Here is a 26,202-nt window from a genome sequence, read left to right on the forward strand (position 1 = left end):
AAAATGATTCTGCATTTATCAGATAATTCTATAGAAATCCGGGCTGATAGTATACCGTTGAAAGATGTACTGGAAATGGCAGGTATAAATCCTTTATCTGTTATTGTAGCAAGGGAAGGGACCGTAATACCAGCAGAAGCAACTGTACATTCTGAAGATACCCTTAAAGTATATACGATATCCCATGGTGGCTGAAACCCCCCTTCTATGCAAAATCTGTGGAGCAAACGCAGTATCAGGAAGGGGCAACTTCCTTTGTGAAATTCATTTCTGTGAAATGGTAGAAAAGAAAGTTAGGGCACATATCGAAGATCAAAACCTTATTCTGAATAATGAGCATATAGCAGTTGCATTATCAGGGGGTAAGGACAGTAGTGTTCTTTTGTACATCCTGGCTAAAATACTTCCAGAATTTGAGGGAGTGAAACTTACTGCTATTACTGTTGATGAGGGTATACCGAATTACAGGGAAGAAACCCTTACTTATGCACAAGAACTTGCAACTTTTTTGAATATTGAGCACAGGATAGTATCTTTCAGAGAAAACTTTGGTGCACCCCTTCCCGACCTTTTGAAAAAAAGAAATGTTTCAGCTTGCACTCTTTGCGGTGTTCTCAGGAGAAAGATACTGGAACAGGAAACCTTTAGCATGGATGTCCCAAAACTTGCGACAGGACACTCTTTAGATGATGAGGCGGAAACCGCCATGATGAACATACTTACCGCAAATATAGATGCAATAATTAATACCGCATCCCCAAATTCCGGTAAGGAATCATTGAGGATAAAGCCCCTTTCAGTCTTAAATGAGCATGAAATTGCATTATATGGAATCCTCAAAGGCATATTTCATGAGTTTCCCGAATGTCCCTACGCAGGCCCTTCGCTTCGTGCAGAAGTCAGACAAATATTTTTGGATCTCGAAACAAAATATCCAAAAATCACCGGGTAGTTTGCGAATAATTATAGCTCCTTAATATCCTCGATAGCAAACGTAGAGAAACCTTTTGCCAAAAGTAAAAAAGAATGCAATATATGTGGTGGGCCCACATCAGGTGAGATATGTCGTGCCTGCCTCCTGGTCGGCACAAAAAAGTAATTTTTTAAACCAGCCAGTTCCAGGGAATCAGTATAGTACTTTATTCATCTATCCAGTAACATCCTTCTTTCAATTGGATAATGGGCTGTAGCGGCGTTAATAAGTTCTTCGGCTGTACTTTCTTTAAAGGAGTGAACTTCAACCCGTACGCCAATAGCTTTTAGGTGGTTTATCAGATCGACAAAATCGCCATCTCCACTTACAAGCACAATGGTATCTACTTTGGGTGCAATGGAAATCGCATCAATTGCTATCCCCATATCCCAATCTCCCTTGGTGGAACCATCAGGTCTGACCTTCAGGGCCTTGCTTTTTACTTCCCATCCAATTGAACCAATAAAACTCTTAAAACCTGACTGGTCGATATCCGGGGTTTCTACAAGATATGCTATTGCTCTTGTCAATTTTCTTTCCATAACGACAGCACGTAAAAGTTTTTCGTAATCAAGTCTTCCGTAATGGATATTTCTGGCAGAATAGAACATATTCTGCACGTCTACAAAAACCGCTAATTTTTGGCTGCTAAACATGGATTACCTATAATATTTTGTGTTTAATTATTTATTATCTTTCTTTCTCTTTTGGAGTAATGTTTTGACTGTTTTTTATGTTTCATAATATAAAAAATAAAGGTTCAAATTTATTTGTTGCGTACTATTGGTTAGTACCTGTGGTTCTCAAGTTTTATACATATAGACGACTGTATAATACATCAAGGATAAAACATGTTGGATATAAGTCTCAATTGGGGGTAAAGGTATGCAAATCAAACTTTTGCTGGTCAGCGTGATAGCACTGGCATTACTTTCATCAGCTGCAATGGCGGTTGAAATTACTGTGGATGACAGTGGCAATGGCAATTATACAACAATTCAGGATGCTGTAAATGCGGCAAATGATAGTGATACGATTATTGTCTATCCAGGGGCATATAATGAAAATGTGGATGTGAACAAATCAGTAATCATTATCTCACAGTCCGGTAATCCGGATAATACCAAAGTTCAGGCGGCTTCTTCAGCAGATTATGTTTTCAATGTGACCAGAGATAACGTGACAATCAGTGGTTTTAATATAACAAATGCTGCAGGAACTTCTAAGGCTGGAATATTTCTTGATGGTGTCCAGCACAGCATAATAAGTGACAATAAATTCTCTGAAAATTATTATAACATCTTCCTCAATGATTCCAGAAACAACGAGCTGACCGGCAACATCGTATCCAGCAGCAGTTCATCAGGTATTCAATTGGTAGATAGTGGTAGTAATGTTATTTATAACAACTATTTCAACAATACAATTAACATTCAGATGTCCGATAGTGCAGGTAACTCCTGGAATATCGCAAAAATGGCAGGTCCAAACATTGTAGGCGGGCCTTCAATTGGTGGTAACTATTGGGCACATCCTGATGGTACAGGACATAGTCAGATATGGACAGATGCAAACAATGATGGCTTCTGTGATTCACCATTTTATATCACTGACATTGATATTGATTATCTTCCCCTTACGACCAATGCAGCCATTGATATTGAAAAACATACCAATGGTGAAGATGCTGATGAGAGATACGGTCCATACATAAGGTGGAATTATGAGGTCAGATGGGATTTTTATGTCAGCAATACCGGCAATGTCAACCTGACAAACATTGTGGTAGAAGACAATAAATGTGGTATTGTGGGTACCATACCCATACTTATGCCAGGGGAAACTGTGCAATTCACAGAGACTACTTCTTCGTTGCTGGGCCTGCAAAAGACCAAAGCAACAGCCACTGGGACACCAACGGTAGGTCCAGATGTAATGGACTATGACCGCAGTTACTATTTCGGGCATGATTCACAGCCGGCTTTCGATATCCCGACTGCCCAACCGTTATTGACTGTGGGCTTCCTTGGTATAGCAGTTGTACTGTTTATGAGAAGAAAAACCAAATAAGCAGGTAACTCAACTTTATATTTTTAAATACTCCCGATTTATGTTTGAATAGTAAATTAAAAAATTCAATCATGTCTAGTATGTCTGGTGTATGAAAAAAAGAAAGGGGTATATTTTCCTCTTTTATTGTTTATCCTCGCATGAAGAATGAGAAAATCCTATCTATCATTCTCTGTCCAACACCTTTTCCATTGTTCCCCGGATTTTTATCCGGTTTGTCTTTTTCATCACCAGCATCTGTATTTTCTTCAAAAGTCTGCTCGCCACCACAATCAATACAGCAGGGTGTATAATTGAAGTAGGTTGCCCAGTTGTTGCCATCAAAGGCTTCACCGTCTGCCCAGGCAGTTTCACTTACGTCCCAAACATTTTTCTTATCATCACTTGACGGACTTACAACTACTGCATGGGCTGCAATGAAGATCTCATTACATGATTCCAGGGGCACTTCGTATGTTACCTTTTCCCGGTAACTCTCCCATTCATCCTTATATGTGAACTGACCAGGTATCGGATTCCCGTTTTTTTGTGGCAGTTCATCAGGATCATCGGCTATATCCAGATGGGTTTCTGCTATTCTCCAGGGTTCATCCACTTCGTAGGTTATTTTGAGTGTCGGCTGGTTATCCACACATATTTCCGACAGGTTTACTATTCCTACGTCTATATGTTGACCTGCATAAAGTGTAACCGTTTTCTGACAGTCATCTTCAGCAAGAGCACCAGTTACGGACATTGTCATAAGGACAATGAAAACCAGAACTAATTGAATTTTGAGTTTCATAATCTCATACCACCTTTAGATATTGAACTGTAGAAGGCAACCCATCACTGAATGGATTCAGCTCCTATCGTACCATAATGGTATAAGCTGACCATGTATAAATAAATATATAGATATAAATAGAATTATATTTACTAACTTCTCAATAAAACAGATTTACAGTTGAAATTATCTTTTGGACATAGGAGAACGACCTATATACATCAGGAAACAATTTGGTATTAATGAAAGCACTACCCGGACTTTTTAGGGAAACACTGTCACATTGGAATGAAGATGATGGTATGACCAGCAGTGCGGCTCTTTCATTCTATCTTATCGTAAGCCTGCCTGCCATACTTTTGTTCTCGGTGTCTGTAGGGAGTTATTTCTTGAAGGCACGTCATCTGGAGTCTGCCATAATCGGCTACATCGATCTGATGGCAGGAGATACGTTAATACATATGGTGGAGATCCTCCTTAACCAGATACCCGACATTGCATCCCTCACCGCCGGGGCAACTATAAGTTTCCTTCTCCTTGTATGGGCCGGCGGGAACCTTTTCAGGCAGTTCAAGAAAATAATTGATAATATGTGGGGAGTCTCCAGTACTGAATCAGACTGGTTGCATAATTTCCTGAAAAAAAGCTTTGCGTCTGTGATAGGAGTATTTGTGGTCGGTTTTTTGCTGGTATTGAACACATTAGTTGAAGCATTTTTCCTGATGGGATATGGTTTATTGAGTGAGTTGCTGCCCTTTAACCTGAGAATCCTGCAATATGCCAGTTCGTTTTCGAATTTCCTCATTCTACTGATGCTATTCATATATGTTTACAGAGTGCTGCCTGAGGCCAGAATAGACATGAGATATGTTTTAGAGGGCTCATTTTTCACAGTATCGCTGATTACAATAGCCAAGTATTTTTTCGCCTTTTACCTGTCTCATGGCAATATAACCACAGTTTACGGAGCCATAGGTTCCATCATTGGATTTTTACTCTGGGTATATTTTTCATTCATAGCAGTGACCTTTGCGGCGGAGATGATCAATGTACGCTCAAAAAATGTCAGCAGGGAAAAACCTGCTTGAGAAAAGAGATGACAAGATGATTTCCATCTGAAAATCAGATATAATCGTACTTTTTCAGGATATTTTGCAAATCCATTATCAGGTCACCACTATTTTTAGCATCTTCTATCTCATGTAGTAACAGCTGTATCAAATCATCTGCATGCTGGCATTTTTTGTAGTACTCGGGATCCAGAAGGACATCTTCCGGGATTTTTTTGCTTTTAACTACCCTGTGCAAATCATTTGTATATATTATTGTCTGGTCACAATAAATTCTCAAGAATCGTGCATTGCTTCCTTCTACTTTTTTATATATTGTACTGATCTTGTCAGAAGCCAGGTATTTACCCTCTTTTACTTTTATCCATACCATATTGATGAGCCCTGAACCGTACACATCGTTTCAACTAAATATAGTTTTTTAAGAATAATTAATAATGGAAAATAAGTTTTAGCCAGTAAGTGATTCAATCTGCTAATCATCTCTTTTTGCCAATGAAATAGTAAGCTATAGCTCCAAGTACACCAAACAACAATGCAGCTAATACCCATATGATTTTCATAATGGTACTAAGTCTTCGATTATTGGTAAATACATCGTATATTACCCATATGGTAGCCAGTAAGGTTACAATTCCCCATATTTCTTCTAATACCATTTAGTTCTCCTCCGGTCTATTAGATATATCTATAACTTTGTTTGTCGGATTATATAAGACTATGTAGAAAATTAGTTTATTGTGGCGCCCATTCTCGAATGCTTTCTCTATGGATCCCTTTCATTATTAACAACCCTGAAGCCAATATCAATATCGCACATATATGGAATGGTGTCTCGAATGAGACATAGCCGGCCAGTATCCCCCCAAAAAGGGGTCCGGTTGCCATACCTGCTGCTTGAGCACTTGTAATTATGCTTATCCGACTGCCTGTTGAATGCCCGCCTGTCATGTCCACTGCCAATGCCATCAAAGGTGTTTCAACTGCCGCCATTGATATTCCCTGCATGATTCGCAGTATTATTAGCTCTTCAATATGTATTACATGTCCCAATCCGATAACAATCACGGCATTTACTGCAACACCTGAGATAATTATCCATTTGCGTTCTATGCGATCGGACAGAATTCCCATTGGTGTCTGGAAAAGAATACGGGATATTACATAGGCTGAAACTGCCAGGCTGAGGAGAAACTCACCGGTCTGAAGCCTCTGCTGGTAGGCCGGTAGAAGGGAGAGGACAATGGTGATCCCTACCATCATCATGAATATTGCAACTGCAAGGACATAGTACTCCTTCTGGTTTGCATGATCCACGATTCCGGACTCTTCTGGTGGTGGTGGAGGTGCTGTTTCTTTTACGAAAAATTGCACCAATAACAAAGTTGCCAGTACAAGAGATCCACATATATAGAAGCCAATTTCAAAGTTTGATATCGCCAGTATTCCCCCGGCGATGACAGAACCTATCCCAAAAGCAAAACCCCTCAGGCTTGAGTATATTCCGATTGCCTGGCCCCTTACAGATGAAGTGGAAAGATGGGTAACCATTGCTACAATCGCAGGAACTGTGGCTCCAATGGCAATTCCCTGTATAATACGCAGCAAGGTCAGACTCTCAAGGGAGGAAGTATATGGATAGGATAAACAGAGAAGGGTGTAAATGACATATCCCACAACAAGAAAATCCTTTCTTCTGTTGAGATGGTCACTCAAGCGTCCCATAAGAGGCTGGGATAGTGAGTTTGCAATTCCAAAAGCTGCAGTTGCAATTCCCGCTTTCAGTACTGCAGGCATCTCTGCTATTATTCCTGCATCAAGCTTGGCAGCATACAGTGGTATAAAAAACAGTAGCATACCTGTTGCCAGATCTTTGAATATCTTGGAAAAAGACAGGATGTAGAGCTGCCTGTTTATGGAATTATGCTCGTTTCTCATATTTGTTTCCGGTTATCTATAGGATAATCATAGTAGTTAATTTACGTTTAAAGATTTCCGGAAAAACTTGCTGGTTTATATGAGATTAAATGATGTATCCAGAAGTTGTATGCATATATTACCCGATTGCATAAGGCCTGCCCATAGAATGGGTTCTCCTGCTGCTAGCAGGTAGTGCGAGGTTACATTTTTCTCTGCTTTTATGTCTTTTATGTAACTATGTCCATAAAAAAACACAAGTAATATCATCATCGAAGCTGCCGGGATGATATCGGTAAGTATTCCATATGCAATTACAATTATCGTTAAAAGGTTCAGTACATTCAGCATATTGAGAAGTTTTTCGGAATTTCCTTTCATACATACCGGAATTGTCAACAAACCTTTTTTCTTATCCCCTTCTGTATCTCTCAGATCAAATAGGATCTGTATCTTAAGCATTCTCAGGAAAATAAAGACGGAAAGCAAAATTGCAGCGCTTGTTATTGGTTGGGAATAATAAGCCAGAAGAAGAAAAACCAGTAATGCCCAGACAGCTGAAACAAAAAAATTCTTAAATGCGGGAATGAACCGTGTCAGATTCTTGAAATATGAGTGATATAGCAATCCTAAAACGAGGATGGAAAATCCGATAACCATGTTTGTGAGATCGCTCCATATGATATATATGATACTCATGCCAAGCGCAGCGCCACAAACGATTAGTTTAATCTTTTTTTGATTGTGATCTGCATCTATATAGACCGATCTTTCTGAGTTTGTTTCCTTATCTTCTTCTGCTCCAGTTGTGTAATCATAGAAATATATTGCATAAAACATAAGATAGATAGCAGCCAGGAAATCCAAGCTTATAAATATGTTACAAAAGACTGAAGCCATGTAGACAACCCCGACGGCTCCAGCTGCAAATAAATGTCCTCCATATATGAACTCCTTCCAGAGGTTTTTTTCGATCTTTGAAAATAGTATATCCTGAAAGTTCCAATTTCTTCTTACTATTTGCTCCATACTGAGGTATAGTTATGTGCATTAATGTAAATTATATGGTTAAAAATAATTTAATTATGTTCATAATACCAGTATAAGATCATATTTATGAATCCTATATTATTAATTATGAACATAGAAATACAAGAGATGCCATATCTGAATGACCTTTCGCCGGTTAAATTTCACATGGTAAATCTTTATAAATATTGAATCCAATCAAAAACGAAAGGGTGATCCTCCGATGAAATACTGGCAGCCAGAATATGAAACCATGCAAAAAGATGAAATGCGCCAATTACAGTTAAAACGACTGAAAAAAACGGCTGCAAACGTCTATGAAAACGTTCCTTTTTACAATGAAAAATTTAAATCCCTTGGTATCTCCCCGGAAGATATCAATTCAATTGATGATATTTCACATCTCCCTCTAACAAGAAAACCGGACCTCCGTGCCAATTATCCTTTCGGACTTTTCGCGACTTCAAAAAAAGATATTGTCCGTATTCATGCATCCTCGGGAACCAGTGGAAAACCCACGGTCGTCGGATATACAGAAAATGATATTCGTACATGGGCAGACATGATGGCCCGTGATCTTAAAATGGCAGGAGTTGGATCGGATGATATTTTCCAGAATTCTTTGAATTATGGACTTTTCACCGGTGGGCTTGGCTTCCATAACGGTGCTGAAAGACTTGGTGCAATGACCGTTCCCGCGGGCACCGGCAACACTGCCAGGCAACTTGAAATGATGCAGGACTTTGGAGTAACTGTAATTAATTGCACTCCTTCTTATGCCCTCTATCTTGCTGAAACTGCAGAAGAGATGGATATTCTGGATAAACTTTCATTACGTATAGGCACCTTCGGAGGAGAACCCTGGTCATCCAATACACGAAAAGATATTGAGAATGTCTTTGGAATGAAGGCTTATGATTCCTATGGTTTATCTGAACTTATCGGTCCCGGGGTTGCTTTTGAGTGTGAGGAGCAGGACGGGTTGCATATATGGGATGATCATTTCCTTGTAGAGGTTCTGGATTCTAATGGGGAACAGGTCGCAGAAGGAGAAAAAGGTGAACTTGTCCTGACATCCCTCACCAAAGAAGCCTTCCCTGTAATACGCTATCATACAGGTGATATTACCCGATTGCTTGAATCCGAATGTGCATGCGGAAGAACAAGCACTCGAATTTCCCGTATAATGGGCCGGGCAGATGATATGTTAATCGTACGCGGGATCAATGTATTCCCATCCCAGATTGAGGATGTACTTGTGGGTATCAATGAGATTACTGATCAGTTCCAGATACTACTCAAACGTAATGAGCATAAAATGGATGAAATTACTGTCAGGGTGGAGCTTTCCGATAATGCTTTTACAGGGGAATTGAAAGATCTGGCTGCTGTTAAAAAACATGTCGAAAATGAACTTAAAAGTGTACTGAATATACGCACCAATGTTGATCTTGTGGAAAAAGGTACTATTCCTCGCACCACCGGAAAAGCAAAACGTGTAATCGATCATCGTGAAGCACTCTAAATGGAAGTTTAAATATATGCCACATGTAATGGAATTATTGGGAAAAACCCGTATTGTTGTACGGGATGGCAAAGTCATCGAGGTTGGGGAACCTGCCGTAAAATGGTGTCCCCTTTTTGATAAGTTGCGTGGAATCAAGGAAATTACTCCAGAAGCTGCCCGGGAAAATATGGAATTTCGGATAAAGGATTTTGGTCTTTTCACATCCGAAAGGAAACTGGAGCAGGATGTTTTCGTAGGATTCGGTGCTTCTGAAGTCATGATGACCGGTCTGAATCGGGATATGCTTGATACGACTGTCACCGTGTGTGATGGAGCAGGCACTGTGATCACAAACAATCCCAAACTTGTACAGGGAATGGGTGCCCGGATCTCAGGACTGATTGAAACAGAACCCATAGATGCTGTAATTAATGGTATCGCAGAAAAGGGCGGAATTGTACTTGATCCAGCCACTGCTGAAATAAACCCCGAGGGTGGCGTATTGAAAGCAGCTAAACTGGGATACAGGAGAATTGCAGTCACCGTGGTCCATTCCGAAAATGCAGCACGTCTGAGGCAACTTGAAGCTGAAGATGACCTGGACCTGCTTATCATTGCAGCACATACCACAGGTCTGGGAAAAGAGGAAGCAATGGAACTTTTCCAGCATGTGGATATTACGACAGGATGTGCTTCCCGCCAAATACGTGAATTAATAAAACCCCTTGCACAGGTAGGTACGGCAGTACCGCTTTTTGCATTGACACAAAAGGGTAAGGAAATGCTGCTCGAAAGGGCAAAGGAAGTGGAATCCCCTGTCCTCATAAATACAATGTCCCTGCCGGTGTTACCGGAACATAAACAGCCCCGGGAACTTGTCTGAATTATTCAAAGGAAGTAATTGAACTCTCCTTTGATCTTTCCATTTTTGCTTCTATATACTTGAACGCAGGCACTCCCGTACCGCTTGTTTCAGCAGATACAAGTGCATTTACCCAGGGTCCATTTACCATATAAGCGGTACCGGAATGTGGTTCTTCATAAGTAGATTGTAGGGCTTTTACAACTACTTTCCCTGAATTGTTTTTAATCGCTACAAGATCTCCTTCCTTTATTCCAGCCTTTTTCATATCCTGTTTATCAAGTCGTATGATTGCTGTGAGATTTGCATAATCATCTGAGAAACGGCTATCACTATTTGCTGCACTCTGGAAGATATCACGATGAGTGATAATGAGAATCTCCATTTCAGGAGATGACAGGAACTGATCAAAACCCATCATATGGCCTCCATTATTTTTTTGAGGATGTCCGCATCGGCCATTTTGTCCGATTTTTCCATCTGTTTTAGTTCAATCTCTACCCCATCCATACGGATTGCTTCCCCTTTGCATTCCACACCAGTAACAGCTGCCGGGATTGTCACATTTGCAATTTGGGATGTGAAGGTCTTGCAGGGGTCAATTACAATGGTTGGGATTTCTTTGAGATTTGCAGCTATACTTCCGGGCAGGCTTGAAAGGGGATCTGAACCTATTATTAGGGCAGCGTCTGTTCTTTTTTCTTTCAAGACCTCCACAACTGAATATTGGGGGCCATGATCTGTGTTTTCCCCCTCAAAACTTACCCTGTTAATAAAACCTGTCTGGTCAAACAGAAGGTGGTTGAAGCCACGCATATTATACTGCCCGACCATGGGCATCAAATGGAAGTCCGTCTTCTTGTTCAGGGCTTCCAGGAGATTTTCCATGGGTGATAGGTCAGGCATGGAATAGACCAGTCCCAATCCTGCAAATATCACACCGAATTCTGCCTTTTTCAGTACATTTGCAAGTTCGAGAATTTCTTTTGGTTTCATGCCAAAAGTTACCTTCGGTACCTTTCCTGAAAGGGCTTCAGTCAGGGCCCCGACAAATTCTGCGTCTGCTTTTGGCGGAATACGGTAAAAATTATCTTCACAGATTATCGCTGTATCCGATTTACGTACATCAATTACTATTGCCGTCCTGTCTTCTTCCCACCCTCTCTGGCGCATTTTTCCCCTGGGGAAATAAGAATATTTAGAAAGATGTCTAGGATGGGAATTTGAAGGATCACATCCCCAGAATACAATTACATCAGCCTTGTTCCTTACCTCATCCAGGGTACAACTTTTGATTGTATCGTTGAGAATTGCTTCAACAATAGGACCCTGGCAGAATGACGAGGTATCATCAATGAAGGCATTGGTTTTCTTTGCCAGTTCAATGGCTTTTTCCTGGGCTTTAAGACTTGAATTTCCCATACCAAATATGAGAGGATTTTTGGCATTTGTCAGAATTTCAGCTGCCCTTTTAATTGCATCCTGAGGTGTGGCATTTTTTGCATCCACAGTACACTCCAGAGGCTGCTGGCAATTTTTTATCCAGGCAACCCCTTTGCGGCAGGCGCTATCTATAGTGGTCTTATTTTCTTCTTCTTCTTCTCTGAGTTCTATATCATCACACAGAAGAGCGCATCCTGTACAAACATGGTATTCTCTTTCCAAAGGCTCCCTCCTAAAATCAGACAAATTCAATTGCTTTTGTTGGGCAGGTAACTATGCAACCGCTGCAAAGTATTTTATTCTCTCCGAATCGGCGGCAGTCTTCCACATTGGAAAGACGTACTACACCGTCTTCAACTCTCAGGATGACCCTTTCGTTAGTAGGCGCGTTTCCACTACCTGCACCTTTAGAATCTTCTGCAACATTTACGGGACAGGCGACGACACAATTTCCACAACCTGTACATCTATCCTCATGTACGATCATCCCGGTTTCTGATGCTTGTTCTGCAGGTGAAACCAGGCTTTTAATTTTTGTGTAATTTTCACTGTATTTATCCTCTTCCAGCATCGGAGTACATTCGTCGAGGTTTTTCTCCCTGGAAAGTAAGGCTGCAGCAAAGGCCATACATGAGGATTTTCCGCATTTCTTGCAGTTGGTCTTTGGTAGAAGCTGATATATCTCCATCACACTGGCCATTGTTTCACCACTGACGGACAAAAGGAAATCTTAGTCTTCTGAATCATTTTGTTGCTCTTCTTTTTTCTCATCGTCTACCTTTTGGAAGAACAGATCACAATGACATGAACCATCTGTGGCAATCTCATCCTCATGGTAGATGCAGGGGCAGATTATTTTCCGGTCTTCCTTTTCATCCCCTGAAGGTATTCTGCAGGGACAGTAACCTTTGCCGTATTTTATTTTGTTGTTCGCCAGCCCCTCAATTACCAGATCCAGCATTTCAGGATCGGGATTTAGTTTGTATCCTTTCTTTTGAGCATATTTAGTAACCCAGTTTTTTGTTTTTACTTTGTCTTCTTGACTGACCATAGCTTTTTCACCTTAATCATTCAGATTTAATTCCTAATACCTCTTCGATTGATGCTTTAAGTTTATCTTTTGTGGTATTGCCTACCAGTTTTTCTTTTACTTCACCCTTTTCAAAAAGCAAAAGTGTTGGAATCCCTACTACATTGTATTGTTTAGCAATATCCTTTGATTTATCTAGGTCAATTATTACAAATTTGACCTTGCCCTCATATTCAGCAGCTACCTCTTCAAACATAGGGGCCATTTTCTTACAGGGAGCGCACCATTTTGCAAAACAATCGACAATTACAGGAGTTTCTGCTTTCACAACTTCCTGTTCAAATGCCAGGGAATTGACTTTATAGAGATTTGTACTTATGGTTTCTGTAACAGGTTCAGACGTTGACATTGCAGGTTCGCCTTTGCCGAAAAGTCCTTTGATAAAATTTCCCAGTCCCATCATTGATCACCTTCAATGAATTAGTTATATCTTCCTTCTATATTATTTCTTTTGTGCACAGTGTTCACACAATTCACACGACCGTCATTTATCCAAAGGTATATCATGTCTAAGATGAAATCAGAGAGCCACGAAGGGACATTTTATGAGAATAGGAGTATACATTTGTCACTGCGGGCTAAATATTGCGGGTGTAGTCGATATTGAAACTCTTTTAAAACAGGTAGAATCCCTGGATGATGTTGTGGTCGCATCAGATATCCAGTTCATGTGTTCGGATTCCGGACAGGAAAAAATTACAAAGGATATTGAAGAACATGATGTAGAACGTGTGCTTGTTGCAGCCTGTACTCCTAAACTTCATGAGACTACTTTCCGCAATGTTCTGGAAAAATCAGGCATCAATCCGTTTCTTCTTGAGATTGTTAACATCAGGGAACAGTGTTCCTGGGTGCATATGGAAAACCCAAGGATGGCCACCCAGAAAGCGTTTGATCTTATCAAGATGGGTGTGGCAAAACTAAGGTTTCTAAAACCCCTCAAGATCCAGAGTACACCTGTTAGCAAGGAGGTGCTTGTAATTGGAGGTGGTGTGGCAGGTATTGAAGCAGCTCTGAATCTTGCAGATACGGGCTATAAAGTCCATATGATTGAAAAAGAGCCCACTATTGGGGGAAAGATGGCTCTTTTGAATGAAGTATTTCCTACTAATGATTGTTCTATTTGTGTCCTCGCCCCGAAGATGACCGAAGTTGTGAATCACCCTGACATCGAGCTTCACACCCTTTCCGAAATTACCGCAATTGAAGGTTCGGTCGGTAATTTTGAAGTTACAGGTATCACTCAGCCCCGCTATGTATCCGAAGAAAAATGCAAGGGTTGTGTGGATGAATGTTCAAGGGTATGTCCCGTAGAAATTCCTTCCCGATTTGATAGTGGACTCGGTAAAAGCCGGGCAATCAATATCCCTATTCCTCAAGCTGTTCCACAGGTTGCATATATCGATGGTGATTATTGTGTTGGCTGCGGTCTCTGTGCGCAGGCATGTCCTGCAGATGCAGTGGAATTTGAACAGCAGACCACTCAATTCCAGCTGAATGTGGGAGCAATAATTATTGCCACAGGATATCGTTTGTTTGATGCATCCAGGAAAGAGGAGTATGGATATGGCATATATCCCGATGTCATGACAAATATGGAACTTGAGCGGCTACTGAATGCTTCCGGACCCACCAGAGGCAGGGTAACCTGTCCTTCAACAGGCGAGGTTGCAGAGGAAGTGGCATTTATACAATGTGTGGGTTCGCGGGACGAATCTGTGGGAAATCCCTATTGTTCACGGGTTTGTTGCATGTCAGCAATGAAAAATGCCCAGTTGCTAAAAGAGCGCTATCCGGATATTCGAATAACGATTCACTATATTGACATACGTGCCTCGGGAGAGATGTATGAAGAATATTACACCAAAACCCAGGCCATGGGGGTGGATTTTGTAAGAGGGCGAGTAGCTGAGATTGTGCAGGAGCACGATGCTTCCCTTTCCCTGCGTTATGAGAACACCTTAGAATCCAGAATAGAGGAAAAACAGTACGATCTTGTCATATTATCCACCGGCATGGAAGCTGACCCGTCCGCAAAACCAATTGGGAGTATGCTGAAAATGGCAAAACGGCCTGACAGGTTCTTTGCTGTTTCCCATCCCAAGATGAAACCAGTGGATTCACATATCAATGGTGTTTTCCTTGCAGGCTGTGCCTCTGGTCCCAAAGAAATCCAGGTTTCCATTGCACAGGGCAGTGCGGCTGCATCCCGAGCCATAAGACTGCTTCATCCTGGTGAGCTTCGTACCGATCCCTTAAGCGCTCATGTGGATTATGATACCTGTATCGGATGCGGTGTCTGTACTGATGTTTGCGATTACGGTACCATTAAAATCGAAAATGGCAAGGCCTTTGTTGATGAAGTTTCCTGCCATGGTTGTGGTACCTGCAGTGCAGCCTGCCCGGTTGATGCTATTTCAATGCATAACCATACCGATGAACAGGTAAGGGCACAGATAAAGGCAGCTCTGGAAGTAAAAGATGAGTTTCCTCTTATTGTTGCATTCCTGTGCAACTGGTGCAGTTATGCTTCAGCAGACCTTGCCGGAACATCCCGTATCCAGTATCCTACCAATGTAAGAATCATAAAGGTAATGTGTGCGGGCCGTGTAGATCCTGATTTTGTGATGGAGGCCTTCGAAATGGGTGCAGATGGCATATTTGTTGCCGGTTGCCGCCTCGGGGAATGTCATTATGTTCATGGTAATTATCATGCCCAGACCCGTATGGAAAATCTGGGAGAGACCCTATCAAAAGAAGGCTTTGATTCTGGCAGGTTGCGCGTTGAATGGATATCAGCTGCAGAAGGGGAAAAATTTGCCAGTACGATTGAAGATTTTGTTGATTATCTGAAAGCAATCGGTCCAATCGGCTCTGAACTTGAGGAGGCTGACAGATGAGTGAGGAGCTGGAAGAAAAATGTGCTGTAGAACATTCCCTTTCCGTGGAAAAGGAAATGGATGTGGAAGGCAGTCACATTATGTATCGGCAAAGAACCGATAAGGGTACAAGAACACTTGATTACGATTACAAAAGGTGTATTGGTTGTGGCCTTTGTGTCCGGATATGTCCCACTGAGGCCCTTGAAGCCGGTCCCATACATGAGATCGCCACTGGAATGGATGCCCCTCCTGTAATGCTGGATCTTGATAAATGCACATTCTGCTCCATGTGTGCCAATTTCTGTCCTGTAAATGCATTTCGGATGTCTGCAGAAGGTGATTTGCCGGAAGATGACCTGTTCCCTGTTTTGGAAGGACGGGCAATGATAAATGAAAAATGTCTTCCATGTCTGCTTTGTGAGGCAACCTGTCCCGAGGATGCAATTGACCTTGAGCTTGAAATGCAGACCAAGGAGGAACTTGCCCCATTTAAGGAAGGCGAAGAAGGCGTGATAACCATTGATGAGGATAAGTGCACACTTTGTGGTCTTTGTGCACGTTTTTGTGATGCTTTCATGCTGCTTGAAAAGGAACCGGGCCCGTTGGATCCCACGCCTTTTGAACAGCTACTTGTGGATGAGGACCAGTGTGATTACTGTGTTTTGTGTGCAGACATCTGTCCGGAAGATGCTATCGAGGTGAAGGGGACAAGACGTGGGGAAGCACCCGTAATAGAGGGTGGTGCCCGGATTGATCCGGAGAAATGCACGGTATGCGGTTGGTGCGATATTGTTTGTCCCTATGATGCAGTGGATATTACCAAACCTTTTGAGGGTGAGTTAAAGCTTATCGATGCAAACATAAACAAATGTGACCCTACAGGTTGTCATGCCTGCTTCAATGTCTGCCCTTCCCATCTCTGGTATATTCCCGAAAGCGGGCAAAAAATAGCCGCCAGGGATGATCTCTGTACTTACTGTGGGGCCTGTGAAAACGCCTGTCCTGATAATGTAATGGAAGTGAAGAGGGATAGTGTGCGCCATTCCCCGATACCCTATACCCCATGGTCAAAACAATGGGAAGATGCTATTGATGCACTGGTAAGTGGCGATCGTAAAAGGCCGGATACCTCAAGAGTCCTGGAAATGCCTGAAGAAAAAGCAAAGGAGCACATTGATATCGAATTCCCGGAAATTGATGAAAATTTACAGGAAAAAGTAAAGGAGAAAATGGAAAAGCTGCGCCCTGCTCTTAAAGATGTAAAATTAAGGCGTAAATGGGAAAAAAGAAAAGAAGGTACAGAGCAAATTTCAGATATCGAAAAATAACTATTTTATATCTTTACATGTTCTTGTTTAGCAGATATTGGTGATATCCATATGAACAATGATGATTATTACAGGGAACTTGGCCTAAAGTGCGGACTGGAGATCCACCAGCAGCTTGATTCAAAAGAAAAACTGTTTTGCAGGTGCCCGACTACTTTGCGTGAAACTGAAGAATCCAATGTGGAATTTTTCAGGTATTTAAGGGCAACTGAAAGTGAAATGGGTGAAAAGGACCGTGCGGCTGTGGAACAGACCAGGGTCAATCGTAAGTATGTTTACAAAGGCTATGATACTACCTGTCTTGTGGAATATGATGAAGAACCACCCCGGAAACTGAATACCGAGGCCCTGGACATTGCCCTAGTGGTTGCAAAACTGATGAACATGCGGCCAGTAGAGCAACTTCATGTAATGCGTAAGATAGTTGTTGATGGTTCCAACACAACCGGTTTTCAGCGCACTGCTTTTCTTGCAAATGATGGAACGATACCCACAAGTTTGAATGAGGTGGGTGTTGATGTACTGTGTATCGAAGAAGAAGCGGCCCAGAAGATCGAGGATAAAAAGAATAGTATTGTTTATTCCCTTGACAGATTGGGAATCCCTCTTGTGGAGATTGGAACTGCTCCCGATATAATAACCCCTGCCCATGCCAGGGAAACAGCCCGGATCATAGGTATGCTGTTGCGTTCTACCGGTAAGGTTAAAAGGGGACTGGGGACCATCCGCCAGGATGTGAATATCTCTATTGCTGAAGGTGCAAGGGTGGAGGTTAAGGGTGTGCAGGCCCTGGATATGATCGAAACCATTGTTGAACTTGAAGTTGAAAGACAGGTTAACCTGTTACGTCTCCGTGAAATGTTGCAACAGAGGGGTGCGGGAGTACATAATGAAATATTTGATGTAACTGATGTTTTCAGGGATACCGAATCCAAGGTTATCAAACGTGCACTTAAAAAAGGAAAGGTCCTTGCTATCAGATTGATCGGCTTTGATGGTATTATAGGAGAAGAAGTGCAGCCGGGAAGAAGGCTTGGCACGGAGTTTTCAGACAGGGCCAAACCTTCCGGTGTGGGTGGAATATTCCATACCGACGAGCTCCCTAAATACGGCATCACTGCAGATGAAGTGGAATCCCTTAAAAGGACTGTCGGAGCAGTTGAGGGGGATACAGTTGTACTTGTTGCCGATTCTTACAAAAAGGCACACGGTGCCATGGAAAGTGTACTTACAAGAGCACAGGAAGCCCTGGAATTTGTACCCGAGGAAACCAGACGGGCTCTGCCTGATGGAAATACTGCATACATGAGACCACTACCCGGGGCCTCACGTATGTATCCCGAGACTGACGTACCCGTAACTGATATATCTCCTTCTTACTTTGAATCCATTGAAACCCCTGAACTTCTTATCGATAAAAGCAAACGGTTCACAGAAGAATACAATTTAAATGATGAACTTGCCGAAAAAATTGTTTATTCCAGATACCTGCCTCTTTTTGAGAAAATTATGGATCGATTTGCTTTAAATGATTCAATAGGTGCTACTCTGGTTGCACGTACTTTTACAGGCAGGTTGCCTGAACTTCGCAGGGACGGGATTGATGTCGAAAAACTACAGGAAGACCACTTTATTGCTTTGTTTGATGCCATAGGAGAAGGTAAAGCTGCCAAGGAAGGTATTGATGAATTACTGCGCCTGCTTGCTGAAAACCCGGCTTTAAGTGTAGATGAAGCCCTGAAGGAACTTGGTTTTTCAGGTATAGACATTTCTGAAATAGAATCTTTTGCAGCCAATCTTGTCAGGGAAAGAGCCGATTTTGTCAATGAGAAGGGATTGGGAGCTGTTGGCCCCCTTATGGGAATTGTCATGGGCCAGTTCCGTGGAAAAGTTGATGGTAAGGTTGTAAGTGATATCCTGAAACAAAAGATTGAAAAACATATAAATAGTTAATAAGAGTGATGAAAATGCTGAAAACGGGACCGATGGCATTTTTTTGCCTGGTCCTTATCATTTGTTCCGCAACACCGGTACTGGCTGGAGTAGAAGTTGCGAATATATATCCTCTTACTGATGACTTTAGCAGTGATTATCATTATCCTGCATGGAGTCCGGATGGAACGCAAATCACCTATATGAATGATAAGGCAATCTGGATAATGGATGCAGACGGAAGTAATCCCCATGTCATTTATGATGGAATGAAATGGGACGGAGATCCCTGTTTTTCTGCAGATGGGAAGGATATTTATTTTGCCTCAGAATCCCGAAAGCCCTATTCTTCTACATACCTCAATCTTTTTAAGATGAATGTTGACGGGTCCAATATCACACAATTAACCGATGGTGCAGACCGCCGCTCACCTTCAATCAGTCCTGATGGGTCAATGCTTGCATATTTATCCAATATCGCGGGTAATTATGACATATGGGTAATGGATATAACAAACAAATCACATAGGCAGTTGACCTTTACATCAGAAGATGAAGGCAAACCGTCATGGTCTCCTGATGGGGATGAAGTAATTTACTCTTTTAAGGATAATTTATGGTTGACAGATGTAGAATTTGATAAATCCAGGCAACTTACCCATGGTACTTCCAATGATGTCGATCCTTTTTTCCTGCCATCAGGGGAAAAGATAGTGTTTATTTCTGATCGTGGAGGAGAAACCAATCTCTGGTTGATTGATACTGAAGATGATGAGAGACAATTGCTTACCGATGACAGGAAAGTTGAATATTCTCCTGCAGCAGGTCCTGATGGTAAAAAAATAGTGTTTGGAGCCAGAGCAAATGAAACCTTTGATCTCTGGATGCTGGAAATGGAAAATCCTGAAGCCAATGATGGTTTTTCCGATATCAATGTAGAAGACACTAATGTGGAAGCAACGGAGGGTGAGGATATTTCGTTAACCTCTGAAAACAATCAGAATATGGATGAAGGCTCCGGTGGATTGATAGGTAATAATCTTGCTTTGTTTGCCGGAGGGCTTGTACTTGGCATAATTTTATTCCTGGTAGCCAGATTAATTTTCAGGAAAATATAATTGTGTATTTACAACTAATTGCACTTTGAATTAATCTTTTATTCTTCCCATCGAAATACTTATAGCCTACTTTGAACCTGTATAGGCAGGTTCCGATGATGAGTGCAGTAATAGGTTTGGAAGATGGGACAATTGTCACAGGCACCGGTTTTGGTGCCGAAGGTACAGTTTGCGGAGAACTCGTTTTTACTACTCAATATACCGGTTATGAGGAGGCACTAAGTGACCCTTCCTATAAGGGCCAGATCCTTATGTTCACTTATCCCCTTATTGGTAATTATGGTGTCAGCGATGAATGTTTTGAATCAGATGGTGTAAAGGCCGAAGGCCTTGTAGTCAGGGAAGCATGTCCTGACCCTTTTCATCACAGTTCAAAACGCACCATTTACAAACTCATGGAAGATGAGGGAAAACCCGGTATTGCCGGGGTTGACACCCGGATGCTCACCCTGAATAACAGGGAGCATGGTACAATGAGAGCTGCCCTTATTAATGGAAGTGATGACGGCGAGGCAGCTGTGCAGCTTGCAAGGGAGCAACCCAAAATATCTGATATTGACTTAATTTCCAAAGTTACATGTAAAGAAGCATATACTGTAAAGAGTAAGGTTAATACTGCTGATAAAAAACACGTTGTACTTATTGATCTGGGTATGAAAGCCCATATTATGGATAGCCTGCTTGCAAGAGGGATGGATGTAACAGTAGTTCCTGCATCAACACCTGCTCCAGCAATAAGTGATTACGAACCTGATCTTCTTTTCCTTTCCAATGGTCCCGGAGATCCACAGAATGCGATGGATGCCACAAAGGCTGTCAACTATTTTGCATCGGAATTGCCCATTGCAGGTATATGTCTGGGTCATCAGGTTATTTCAAGGGCTATGGGCGCGGATACATACAAGCTTAAATTCGGACACAGAGGGGCCAATCAGCCGGTAAAGGACCTTTCAAGTTCAATTGTACATATTACTTCCCAGAACCATGGATTTGCCGTTGATAACGATTCTCTTGAGGCAACTGATCTATACACTACAGAGCTCAATACCAATGATAATACAATAGAAGGTGTGTCACACCGGGATCTCGATATCCTGAGTGTACAATACCATCCGGATGCACACCCTGGACCAATGGATACTGAAAAACGATTCTTTGATAGAATTTATAAAATGACAGGGGGCGATAAATGATGCCAATAAGGACTGACATTAAAAAGATAATGCTCATAGGTTCCGGTCCAATTATGATCGGGCAGGCCGCAGAATTTGATTTCTCGGGAAGTCAGGCCTGCCGCTCCCTGCGTGAAGAAGGATTTGAAGTCGTACTTGTAAACTCCAATCCGGCAACTATCATGACAGATCCGGAGATGGCGGATGCTGTTTACATTGAACCTCTGGAAGCCCCGCTAATCGGTGAAATCATTGAAAAAGAGCGGCCCGACGGTATAATTGCCGGATTGGGTGGACAGACGGGCCTTAATGTTACAAGTGAACTTGCAGAGCTGGGTATACTTGAAAAATACGGCGTAGAGATGCTGGGTACACCTCTTGATGCAATCACAAATACCGAGGACCGGGAACTTTTCAAGCAGACCATGGAAAACATCGGGGAAAAAGTTCCCCGCAGCAAGGCTATTTCCTCTTTGCAGGAAGCAGAAGAAGTGATAGATGAACTTGGTCTTCCCATTATTGTCCGCCCGGCCTATACCCTGGGAGGTGCAGGCGGGGGAATTGCCCATACAAAGGAAGAACTATTGCAGATCGTGGATAGGGGAATCCGGCTGAGCCGCATAAATCAGGTGCTTGTCGAGGAAAGTGTCCTGGGCTGGAAAGAATTTGAGTATGAAGTAATGCGTGATTCAAATGATACCTGCATTGTTATCTGTAATATGGAAAACATTGACCCTATGGGTGTCCATACAGGTGAATCAATAGTAGTTACCCCTTCCCAGACACTTAATGATGAAGAGCACCAGATGCTCAGGACCGCAGCTATCAAGATAATCCGGGAATTGGGTATTGAAGGTGGATGTAATATTCAGTTTGCAACAAAGGACGGCGAATATCGTGTAGTGGAGGTCAATCCTCGTGTGTCCCGTTCTTCAGCTCTTGCCTCCAAGGCGACCGGTTATCCGATTGCCCGGGTAACCGCCAAGATTGTTGTGGGAATGGCACTTGATGAAATCCTCAATGATGTTACAAAGAAAACCCCTGCATCCTTTGAACCAACCATTGACTATGTGGTTACAAAGATACCCAGGTGGCCTTTTGACAAGTTTGTAACCGCAGACAAGACACTTACCACGGCCATGAAGAGTACCGGTGAGGTTATGGCTATCGGAAGAACTATCGAAGAGTCCATGCTAAAAGCCATCCGTTCTCTGGACAACGATATGGATTTTGATGTCAAAGGCAGGGATGATCCGGAGATTGTCACATTACTCAAAACGCCGACAAGTGAACGGCTTTTTGTAATCTATGAGGCCCTGAAGAAAGGTTATTCCATAGAACAAATTTCTGAATATACGGGCATAGACCATTTTTTCCTGCAAAAAATGGCCAATATTGCAAATATGGAGTCCCGGGTTGCAGAACAACTTTTCCAGAACGGAGAAGCAAACATCGATCTTCTTCTCAAGGCCAAGAGAATGGGATTTACCGACAGCAGGATAGCCAAATGTTGTTCAAAGACCCGGGAAGAAATAAATGATATACGCAGGGATGCGGCTATCACTTCCACTTACAAGATGGTTGATACATGTGCGGCAGAATTTGCTGCAGCGACCCCTTATTATTATTCATGTTACGAAACCATGTGCGAATGTGAGCCCACAGACAGAAAGAAGATCCTGATTCTGGGTGCCGGTCCCATACGTATCGGGCAGGGAATAGAATTTGATTACTGTACGGTGCATGCAGTTCATGCTATCCGTGAGGAAGATATAGAAGCCCATATCATCAATAACAATCCTGAAACGGTTTCTACTGACTATGATACTTCGGATAAGTTGTTCTTCGAACCCCTTACTCTTGAAGATGTAATGAATGTCATTGACAGGGAAAATCCTGACGGGGTACTCGTACAATTTGGAGGCCAGACCTCGGTCAACCTTGCAATCCCCCTGCAGAAGGAACTTGCCAGGCGCACAGACCTGAAGACGAAGATCATGGGAACTTCTCCTGAAAATATGGATGTGGCAGAAGACAGGGAAAAATTCAACCAGCGTCTTGCAAAAATGAATATCAATCAGCCGGATGCAGGCTATGCAACCTCTGAAAAGGAAGCCCTTGAGGTTGCAGATGATATTGGTTATCCGGTCCTTGTACGTCCCTCCTATGTACTTGGGGGAAGGGCAATGGAGATTGTTTATGATTCCGCAGATCTGGAGCGTTACATGATAGAAGCTGTCAGGGTATCACCCGAACATCCCATCCTGATTGATGATTTCCTTGAGGGCGCGGTGGAGATCGATGTGGATGCTGTCAGTGATGGTAAGGATGTCCTGATCGGTGCTATCATGGAACACATCGAAGAAGCGGGAGTACATTCCGGTGATTCTGCATGTGTGATTCCTCCCTATGACCTCTCTGAGGAAATCCTTGAAACGGTTCGGGATTATACCAGAAAGATTGCTATGGCACTTGAGGTAAAGGGTCTTATAAACATCCAGATGGCAACCAAGGATGGAGAAGTTTATGTACTGGAAGCAAATCCCAGGTCCAGCCGTACTATCCCCTTTGTATCAAAGTCTTCGGGGATTCCCCTGGCAAAGATCGCTGCACAGGTTATCATCGGTCACAGTCTCAAGGATCTTGGTTACCTGCAGGACAGGGAACCTCTCCTGAAGCATTATTCTGTCAAGGAAGTCCTCCTTCCGTTTGACAAATTGCCAGGTGCAGATCCGGTGCTTGGCCCTGAAATGAAGAGTACGGGTGAAGTAATGGGTATTGATTATGACTTTGGAAGAGCATTTTTCAAGGCCCAGCTAAGTGCTGATAATCTCCTTCCGCTGAATGGAAAAGTATTCCTGTCCATCAGGGAGCGGGATAAGGAAGCAATTGTGGAAATTGCCCGCAATTTGCAGGAAATGGGACTTGAACTCATGGGTACAAAAGGTACCGCGCGCTATCTTTCCGATAAAGGTATCAGTATGGAGGCTGTCATGAAAGTTCATGAAGGTAGCCCCAATGTGATTGATATGTTAAGGAGGGGCGATGTTGCCTTTATCATAAATACTCCCACATCCCGCCAATCCAGGAAAGACGGATATCATATACGCAGGGCAGCGGTGGATTTCAAGGTTCCATACATTACAACCATACAGGCTGCGCGTGCTTCAGTTGAAGCCATTAAAGCAATGGCTGAGGGCAGCAGCACGATTAAATCAATTAACGAATATCATGAAGAAATCCGCCGTAACAATTAAGTTTACGGCTGATTTCATTCCTTTTTTATTGTTTAGGTTGAGGTATTAATAATGGTCAAAAAGGCAGTACTGGCTTATTCAGGTGGTCTGGACACTTCAATATGTGTTCCCCTGCTTAAGGAAAAATACGATTGTGATGAAGTAATAACAGTGGCAGTGGACGTAGGACAGCCCCGCGAAGATGTCGAGGAGGCTACCAAAAAAGCCCAGGACATCAGTGATCTGCATTTCACTCTTGATGTGAGGGAAGAATTTGTAAAGGATTATATTTTCCCTCTCATAAAGGCCAACGGGGATTATGAAGGGTATGTAATGGGAACATCCATTGCCCGTCCCCTCATTGCTAAAAAGGTCGTGGAGATCGCAGAAAAGGAAGGGGCTTCGATGCTTGCCCATGGCTGTACAGGTAAAGGCAATGACCAGCTGAGATTCGAGGCTGTATTCAGACTTACCGATATGGAAGTTGTGGCTCCGATGCGTGACATGAACCTGACACGTGAATGGGAGATAGAGTATGCAAAGCAGCATGGCATTCCTGTCTCTGTGACATCTTCCAAACCCTGGAGTATCGATGAGAATATCTGGAGTCGCAGTATCGAGGGCGGCAAACTGGAAGATCCGGGTTATATCCCGCCCGAAGAGATCTACAACTGGACAGTGGACCCAACCCTGGCTCCGGATGCACAGACCATAGAAATAGGTTTTGAAAGAGGCGTTCCTGTGTCCCTTGATGGCAAAACCATGGATGGTGTAACTCTTATCGAAAAGATGAACAGGATTGCCGGATCCCATGGAGTCGGAAGGACTGACATGATAGAGGATCGTGTGCTGGGATTGAAAGCCAGGGAGAATTATGAGCACCCTGCTGCTACCGTTTTATTGACTGCCCACAGGGATCTGGAAAAACTCGTGCTTACCCGATCTGAACTCAAGTTCAAGGCTATGGTGGATGCCGAGTGGTCCGAACTTGCCTACCTGGGGCTTGTGGATGAACCCCTGTATGAAGACCTGAATGCCTTCATAGACTCCACACAGCAGCGTGTTACAGGCACTGTGACTGTGAAGTTGTACAAAGGTAACGTCTACATCATGGCCAGGACTTCACCCAATGGTTTGTATTCAGAGGACCTTGTATCCTTTGACAGCAAGGTCATAGATCAGCAGGATGCTGAAGGTTTTTCCAAGTACCATGGCTTCCAGGCACGCCTGTATCGCAGGTTTGTTGCCAATAAATAATTTTAGTGGGGGACTTAATGTCCTCCCAAATTTAGATTGAGGCCTACCACTCCAATTACTACAAAAAGTATAGATACCATTTTTACTGCCGTGGCAGGCTCTTTGAACCAGAATATCCCGATAGCTGTGATCATTGCAGTTCCCATTCCAGCCCATATTGCATAAGCTATGCTTACGTCTATTCCTTTCAGGGCAATCGTAAACAGGGCAAAGCTGATACCGTAAAACAGGAATATCCCGATAGAGGGCAATATATTGGAAAAACCATCAGATAATTTCATGCAGGTGGTGCCAAACACTTCAAAAATAATGGCTCCTATCAGATAGATATAACTCATGATTCTTTTTGGAGTTATATCGTATAAATAGATTCATTCCTCTAGGTGCATAAGGATTAATAGAGAAGGCATAGGTATCCTTTCCTATGCCTCCATTATCGTACCCCACCGATAATTAACCCGCTCGGGTCCCACCCCGACAGGTTATGTTGAGAGAAGTTTTCTCCCAATCACCACATAATCTAATAGTTTGGTTTTGTATATAACATAAT

General features: G+C 42.6%; 25 protein-coding genes. 13 read left to right on the top strand and 12 right to left on the bottom strand.

What is annotated here, in order from left to right; all coding sequences use genetic code 11:
* Positions 1 to 3 precede the first annotated feature (3 nt).
* The gene (locus MMAH_RS04725) at positions 4 to 195 is read left to right on the top strand and encodes a hypothetical protein (RefSeq protein WP_013037401.1); all 192 of its coding nucleotides are present in this window, start codon (positions 4 to 6) and stop codon (positions 193 to 195) included.
* Positions 185 to 952 carry an ATP-binding protein gene (locus MMAH_RS04730; RefSeq protein ID WP_013037402.1) on the top strand — a complete coding sequence of 256 codons (768 nt, stop codon included), beginning with the start codon at positions 185 to 187 and terminating at the stop codon, positions 950 to 952. The genes MMAH_RS04725 and MMAH_RS04730 overlap by 11 nt, the downstream gene beginning before the upstream one ends.
* Positions 953 to 1,143: 191 nt before the next feature.
* On the opposite strand, the gene MMAH_RS04735 is transcribed toward MMAH_RS04730, so the two are convergent.
* Positions 1,144 to 1,629: a LabA-like NYN domain-containing protein gene (locus MMAH_RS04735; protein ID WP_013037403.1), complete on the bottom strand. Its 486-nt coding sequence runs from the start codon at positions 1,627 to 1,629 to the stop codon at positions 1,144 to 1,146.
* A gap of 229 nt (positions 1,630 to 1,858) precedes the next feature.
* Here MMAH_RS04735 and MMAH_RS04740 point away from each other — a divergent pair, with 229 nt between their 5' ends.
* Entirely contained in the window at positions 1,859 to 3,043 is a 1,185-nt protein-coding gene (locus MMAH_RS04740; RefSeq protein ID WP_013037404.1) for a NosD domain-containing protein, read from the top strand.
* Positions 3,044 to 3,173: 130 nt separating this feature from the next.
* Here MMAH_RS04740 and MMAH_RS04745 read toward each other — a convergent pair whose 3' ends face one another.
* Positions 3,174 to 3,827: a hypothetical protein gene (locus MMAH_RS04745; protein WP_013037405.1), complete on the bottom strand. Its 654-nt coding sequence runs from the start codon at positions 3,825 to 3,827 to the stop codon at positions 3,174 to 3,176.
* Positions 3,828 to 4,051: 224 nt separating this feature from the next.
* On the opposite strand from MMAH_RS04745, the gene MMAH_RS04750 reads away from it, so the two are divergent.
* The gene (locus MMAH_RS04750; protein ID WP_013037406.1) at positions 4,052 to 4,897 is read left to right on the top strand and encodes a YihY/virulence factor BrkB family protein; all 846 of its coding nucleotides are present in this window, start codon (positions 4,052 to 4,054) and stop codon (positions 4,895 to 4,897) included.
* A 34-nt stretch (positions 4,898 to 4,931) separates the two neighbouring features.
* Here MMAH_RS04750 and MMAH_RS04755 read toward each other — a convergent pair whose 3' ends face one another.
* The 4 genes from MMAH_RS04755 to MMAH_RS04770 form a co-directional block, all read right to left on the bottom strand.
* On the bottom strand, positions 4,932 to 5,252 hold the full coding sequence (locus tag MMAH_RS04755) for a hypothetical protein (RefSeq protein ID WP_013037407.1): 321 nt from the start codon (positions 5,250 to 5,252) through the stop codon (positions 4,932 to 4,934).
* A 106-nt stretch (positions 5,253 to 5,358) separates the two neighbouring features.
* On the bottom strand, positions 5,359 to 5,538 hold the full coding sequence (locus MMAH_RS04760; protein ID WP_013037408.1) for a PLDc N-terminal domain-containing protein: 180 nt from the start codon (positions 5,536 to 5,538) through the stop codon (positions 5,359 to 5,361).
* A 76-nt stretch (positions 5,539 to 5,614) separates the two neighbouring features.
* Complete coding sequence (locus tag MMAH_RS04765) at positions 5,615 to 6,817, bottom strand: MFS transporter (protein WP_013037409.1); 1,203 nt, start codon at positions 6,815 to 6,817, stop codon at positions 5,615 to 5,617.
* Between the two features lie 75 nt (positions 6,818 to 6,892).
* Positions 6,893 to 7,825 (bottom strand): UbiA family prenyltransferase, encoded by a 933-nt coding sequence (locus MMAH_RS04770; protein ID WP_013037410.1) that lies wholly within the window; start codon positions 7,823 to 7,825, stop codon positions 6,893 to 6,895.
* Positions 7,826 to 8,048: 223 nt separating this feature from the next.
* Here MMAH_RS04770 and MMAH_RS04775 point away from each other — a divergent pair, with 223 nt between their 5' ends.
* Positions 8,049 to 9,350, top strand: a complete 1,302-nt coding sequence (locus MMAH_RS04775; protein ID WP_013037411.1) for a phenylacetate--CoA ligase family protein — start codon at positions 8,049 to 8,051, stop codon at positions 9,348 to 9,350.
* Between the two features lie 16 nt (positions 9,351 to 9,366).
* Complete coding sequence (locus tag MMAH_RS04780; RefSeq protein ID WP_013037412.1) at positions 9,367 to 10,215, top strand: methanogenesis marker 8 protein; 849 nt, start codon at positions 9,367 to 9,369, stop codon at positions 10,213 to 10,215.
* A 1-nt stretch (position 10,216) separates the two neighbouring features.
* On the opposite strand, the gene MMAH_RS04785 is transcribed toward MMAH_RS04780, so the two are convergent.
* Genes MMAH_RS04785 through trxA form a run of 5 tightly spaced genes read right to left on the bottom strand, consistent with a single transcriptional unit; the run spans position 10,217 to position 13,130 of the window.
* Positions 10,217 to 10,615 (bottom strand): molybdopterin dinucleotide binding domain-containing protein, encoded by a 399-nt coding sequence (locus tag MMAH_RS04785; protein WP_245526259.1) that lies wholly within the window; start codon positions 10,613 to 10,615, stop codon positions 10,217 to 10,219.
* Positions 10,612 to 11,859: a formylmethanofuran dehydrogenase subunit B gene (locus MMAH_RS04790; RefSeq protein WP_013037414.1), complete on the bottom strand. Its 1,248-nt coding sequence runs from the start codon at positions 11,857 to 11,859 to the stop codon at positions 10,612 to 10,614. Before MMAH_RS04790 ends, MMAH_RS04785 begins: the two co-directional genes overlap by 4 nt.
* Positions 11,860 to 11,875: 16 nt before the next feature.
* Positions 11,876 to 12,337 (bottom strand): (Fe-S)-binding protein, encoded by a 462-nt coding sequence (locus MMAH_RS04795; RefSeq protein WP_013037415.1) that lies wholly within the window; start codon positions 12,335 to 12,337, stop codon positions 11,876 to 11,878.
* A 30-nt stretch (positions 12,338 to 12,367) separates the two neighbouring features.
* Positions 12,368 to 12,688, bottom strand: coding sequence for a ferredoxin-thioredoxin reductase catalytic domain-containing protein (locus MMAH_RS04800; protein WP_013037416.1), 321 nt, complete (start codon positions 12,686 to 12,688; stop codon positions 12,368 to 12,370).
* Between the two features lie 16 nt (positions 12,689 to 12,704).
* On the bottom strand, positions 12,705 to 13,130 hold the full coding sequence (gene trxA, locus MMAH_RS04805) for a thioredoxin (RefSeq protein ID WP_013037417.1): 426 nt from the start codon (positions 13,128 to 13,130) through the stop codon (positions 12,705 to 12,707).
* A 142-nt stretch (positions 13,131 to 13,272) separates the two neighbouring features.
* Between trxA and hdrA2 the strand changes: the two genes are divergently transcribed.
* The 7 genes from hdrA2 (at position 13,273) to MMAH_RS04840 (ending at position 25,652) form a co-directional block, all read left to right on the top strand.
* Complete coding sequence (gene hdrA2, locus MMAH_RS04810) at positions 13,273 to 15,627, top strand: CoB-CoM heterodisulfide reductase HdrA2 (protein ID WP_013037418.1); 2,355 nt, start codon at positions 13,273 to 13,275, stop codon at positions 15,625 to 15,627.
* The gene (locus tag MMAH_RS04815) at positions 15,624 to 16,937 is read left to right on the top strand and encodes a 4Fe-4S binding protein (RefSeq protein WP_013037419.1); all 1,314 of its coding nucleotides are present in this window, start codon (positions 15,624 to 15,626) and stop codon (positions 16,935 to 16,937) included. The genes hdrA2 and MMAH_RS04815 overlap by 4 nt, the downstream gene beginning before the upstream one ends.
* Positions 16,938 to 16,988: 51 nt before the next feature.
* Positions 16,989 to 18,890, top strand: a complete 1,902-nt coding sequence (gene gatE / locus MMAH_RS04820) for a Glu-tRNA(Gln) amidotransferase subunit GatE (RefSeq protein ID WP_013037420.1) — start codon at positions 16,989 to 16,991, stop codon at positions 18,888 to 18,890.
* 14 nt (positions 18,891 to 18,904) lie between these two features.
* On the top strand, positions 18,905 to 19,987 hold the full coding sequence (locus MMAH_RS04825; RefSeq protein WP_013037421.1) for a TolB family protein: 1,083 nt from the start codon (positions 18,905 to 18,907) through the stop codon (positions 19,985 to 19,987).
* Positions 19,988 to 20,082: 95 nt separating this feature from the next.
* A complete protein-coding gene (gene carA, locus MMAH_RS04830; protein WP_013037422.1) occupies positions 20,083 to 21,180 on the top strand; it encodes a glutamine-hydrolyzing carbamoyl-phosphate synthase small subunit in 1,098 nt (365 codons plus the stop codon).
* Entirely contained in the window at positions 21,180 to 24,416 is a 3,237-nt protein-coding gene (gene carB / locus MMAH_RS04835; protein ID WP_048902263.1) for a carbamoyl-phosphate synthase large subunit, read from the top strand. Before carA ends, carB begins: the two co-directional genes overlap by 1 nt.
* Positions 24,417 to 24,467: 51 nt before the next feature.
* On the top strand, positions 24,468 to 25,652 hold the full coding sequence (locus MMAH_RS04840; protein WP_013037424.1) for an argininosuccinate synthase: 1,185 nt from the start codon (positions 24,468 to 24,470) through the stop codon (positions 25,650 to 25,652).
* A 14-nt stretch (positions 25,653 to 25,666) separates the two neighbouring features.
* Here the strand turns inward: MMAH_RS04840 and MMAH_RS04845 are convergent, their stop codons facing one another.
* Complete coding sequence (locus tag MMAH_RS04845; protein WP_013037425.1) at positions 25,667 to 25,990, bottom strand: DMT family transporter; 324 nt, start codon at positions 25,988 to 25,990, stop codon at positions 25,667 to 25,669.
* Positions 25,991 to 26,202 lie beyond the last annotated feature (212 nt).

It is taken from the genome of Methanohalophilus mahii DSM 5219, assembly GCF_000025865.1.
In the GTDB taxonomy this organism is placed as follows: domain Archaea; phylum Halobacteriota; class Methanosarcinia; order Methanosarcinales; family Methanosarcinaceae; genus Methanohalophilus; species Methanohalophilus mahii.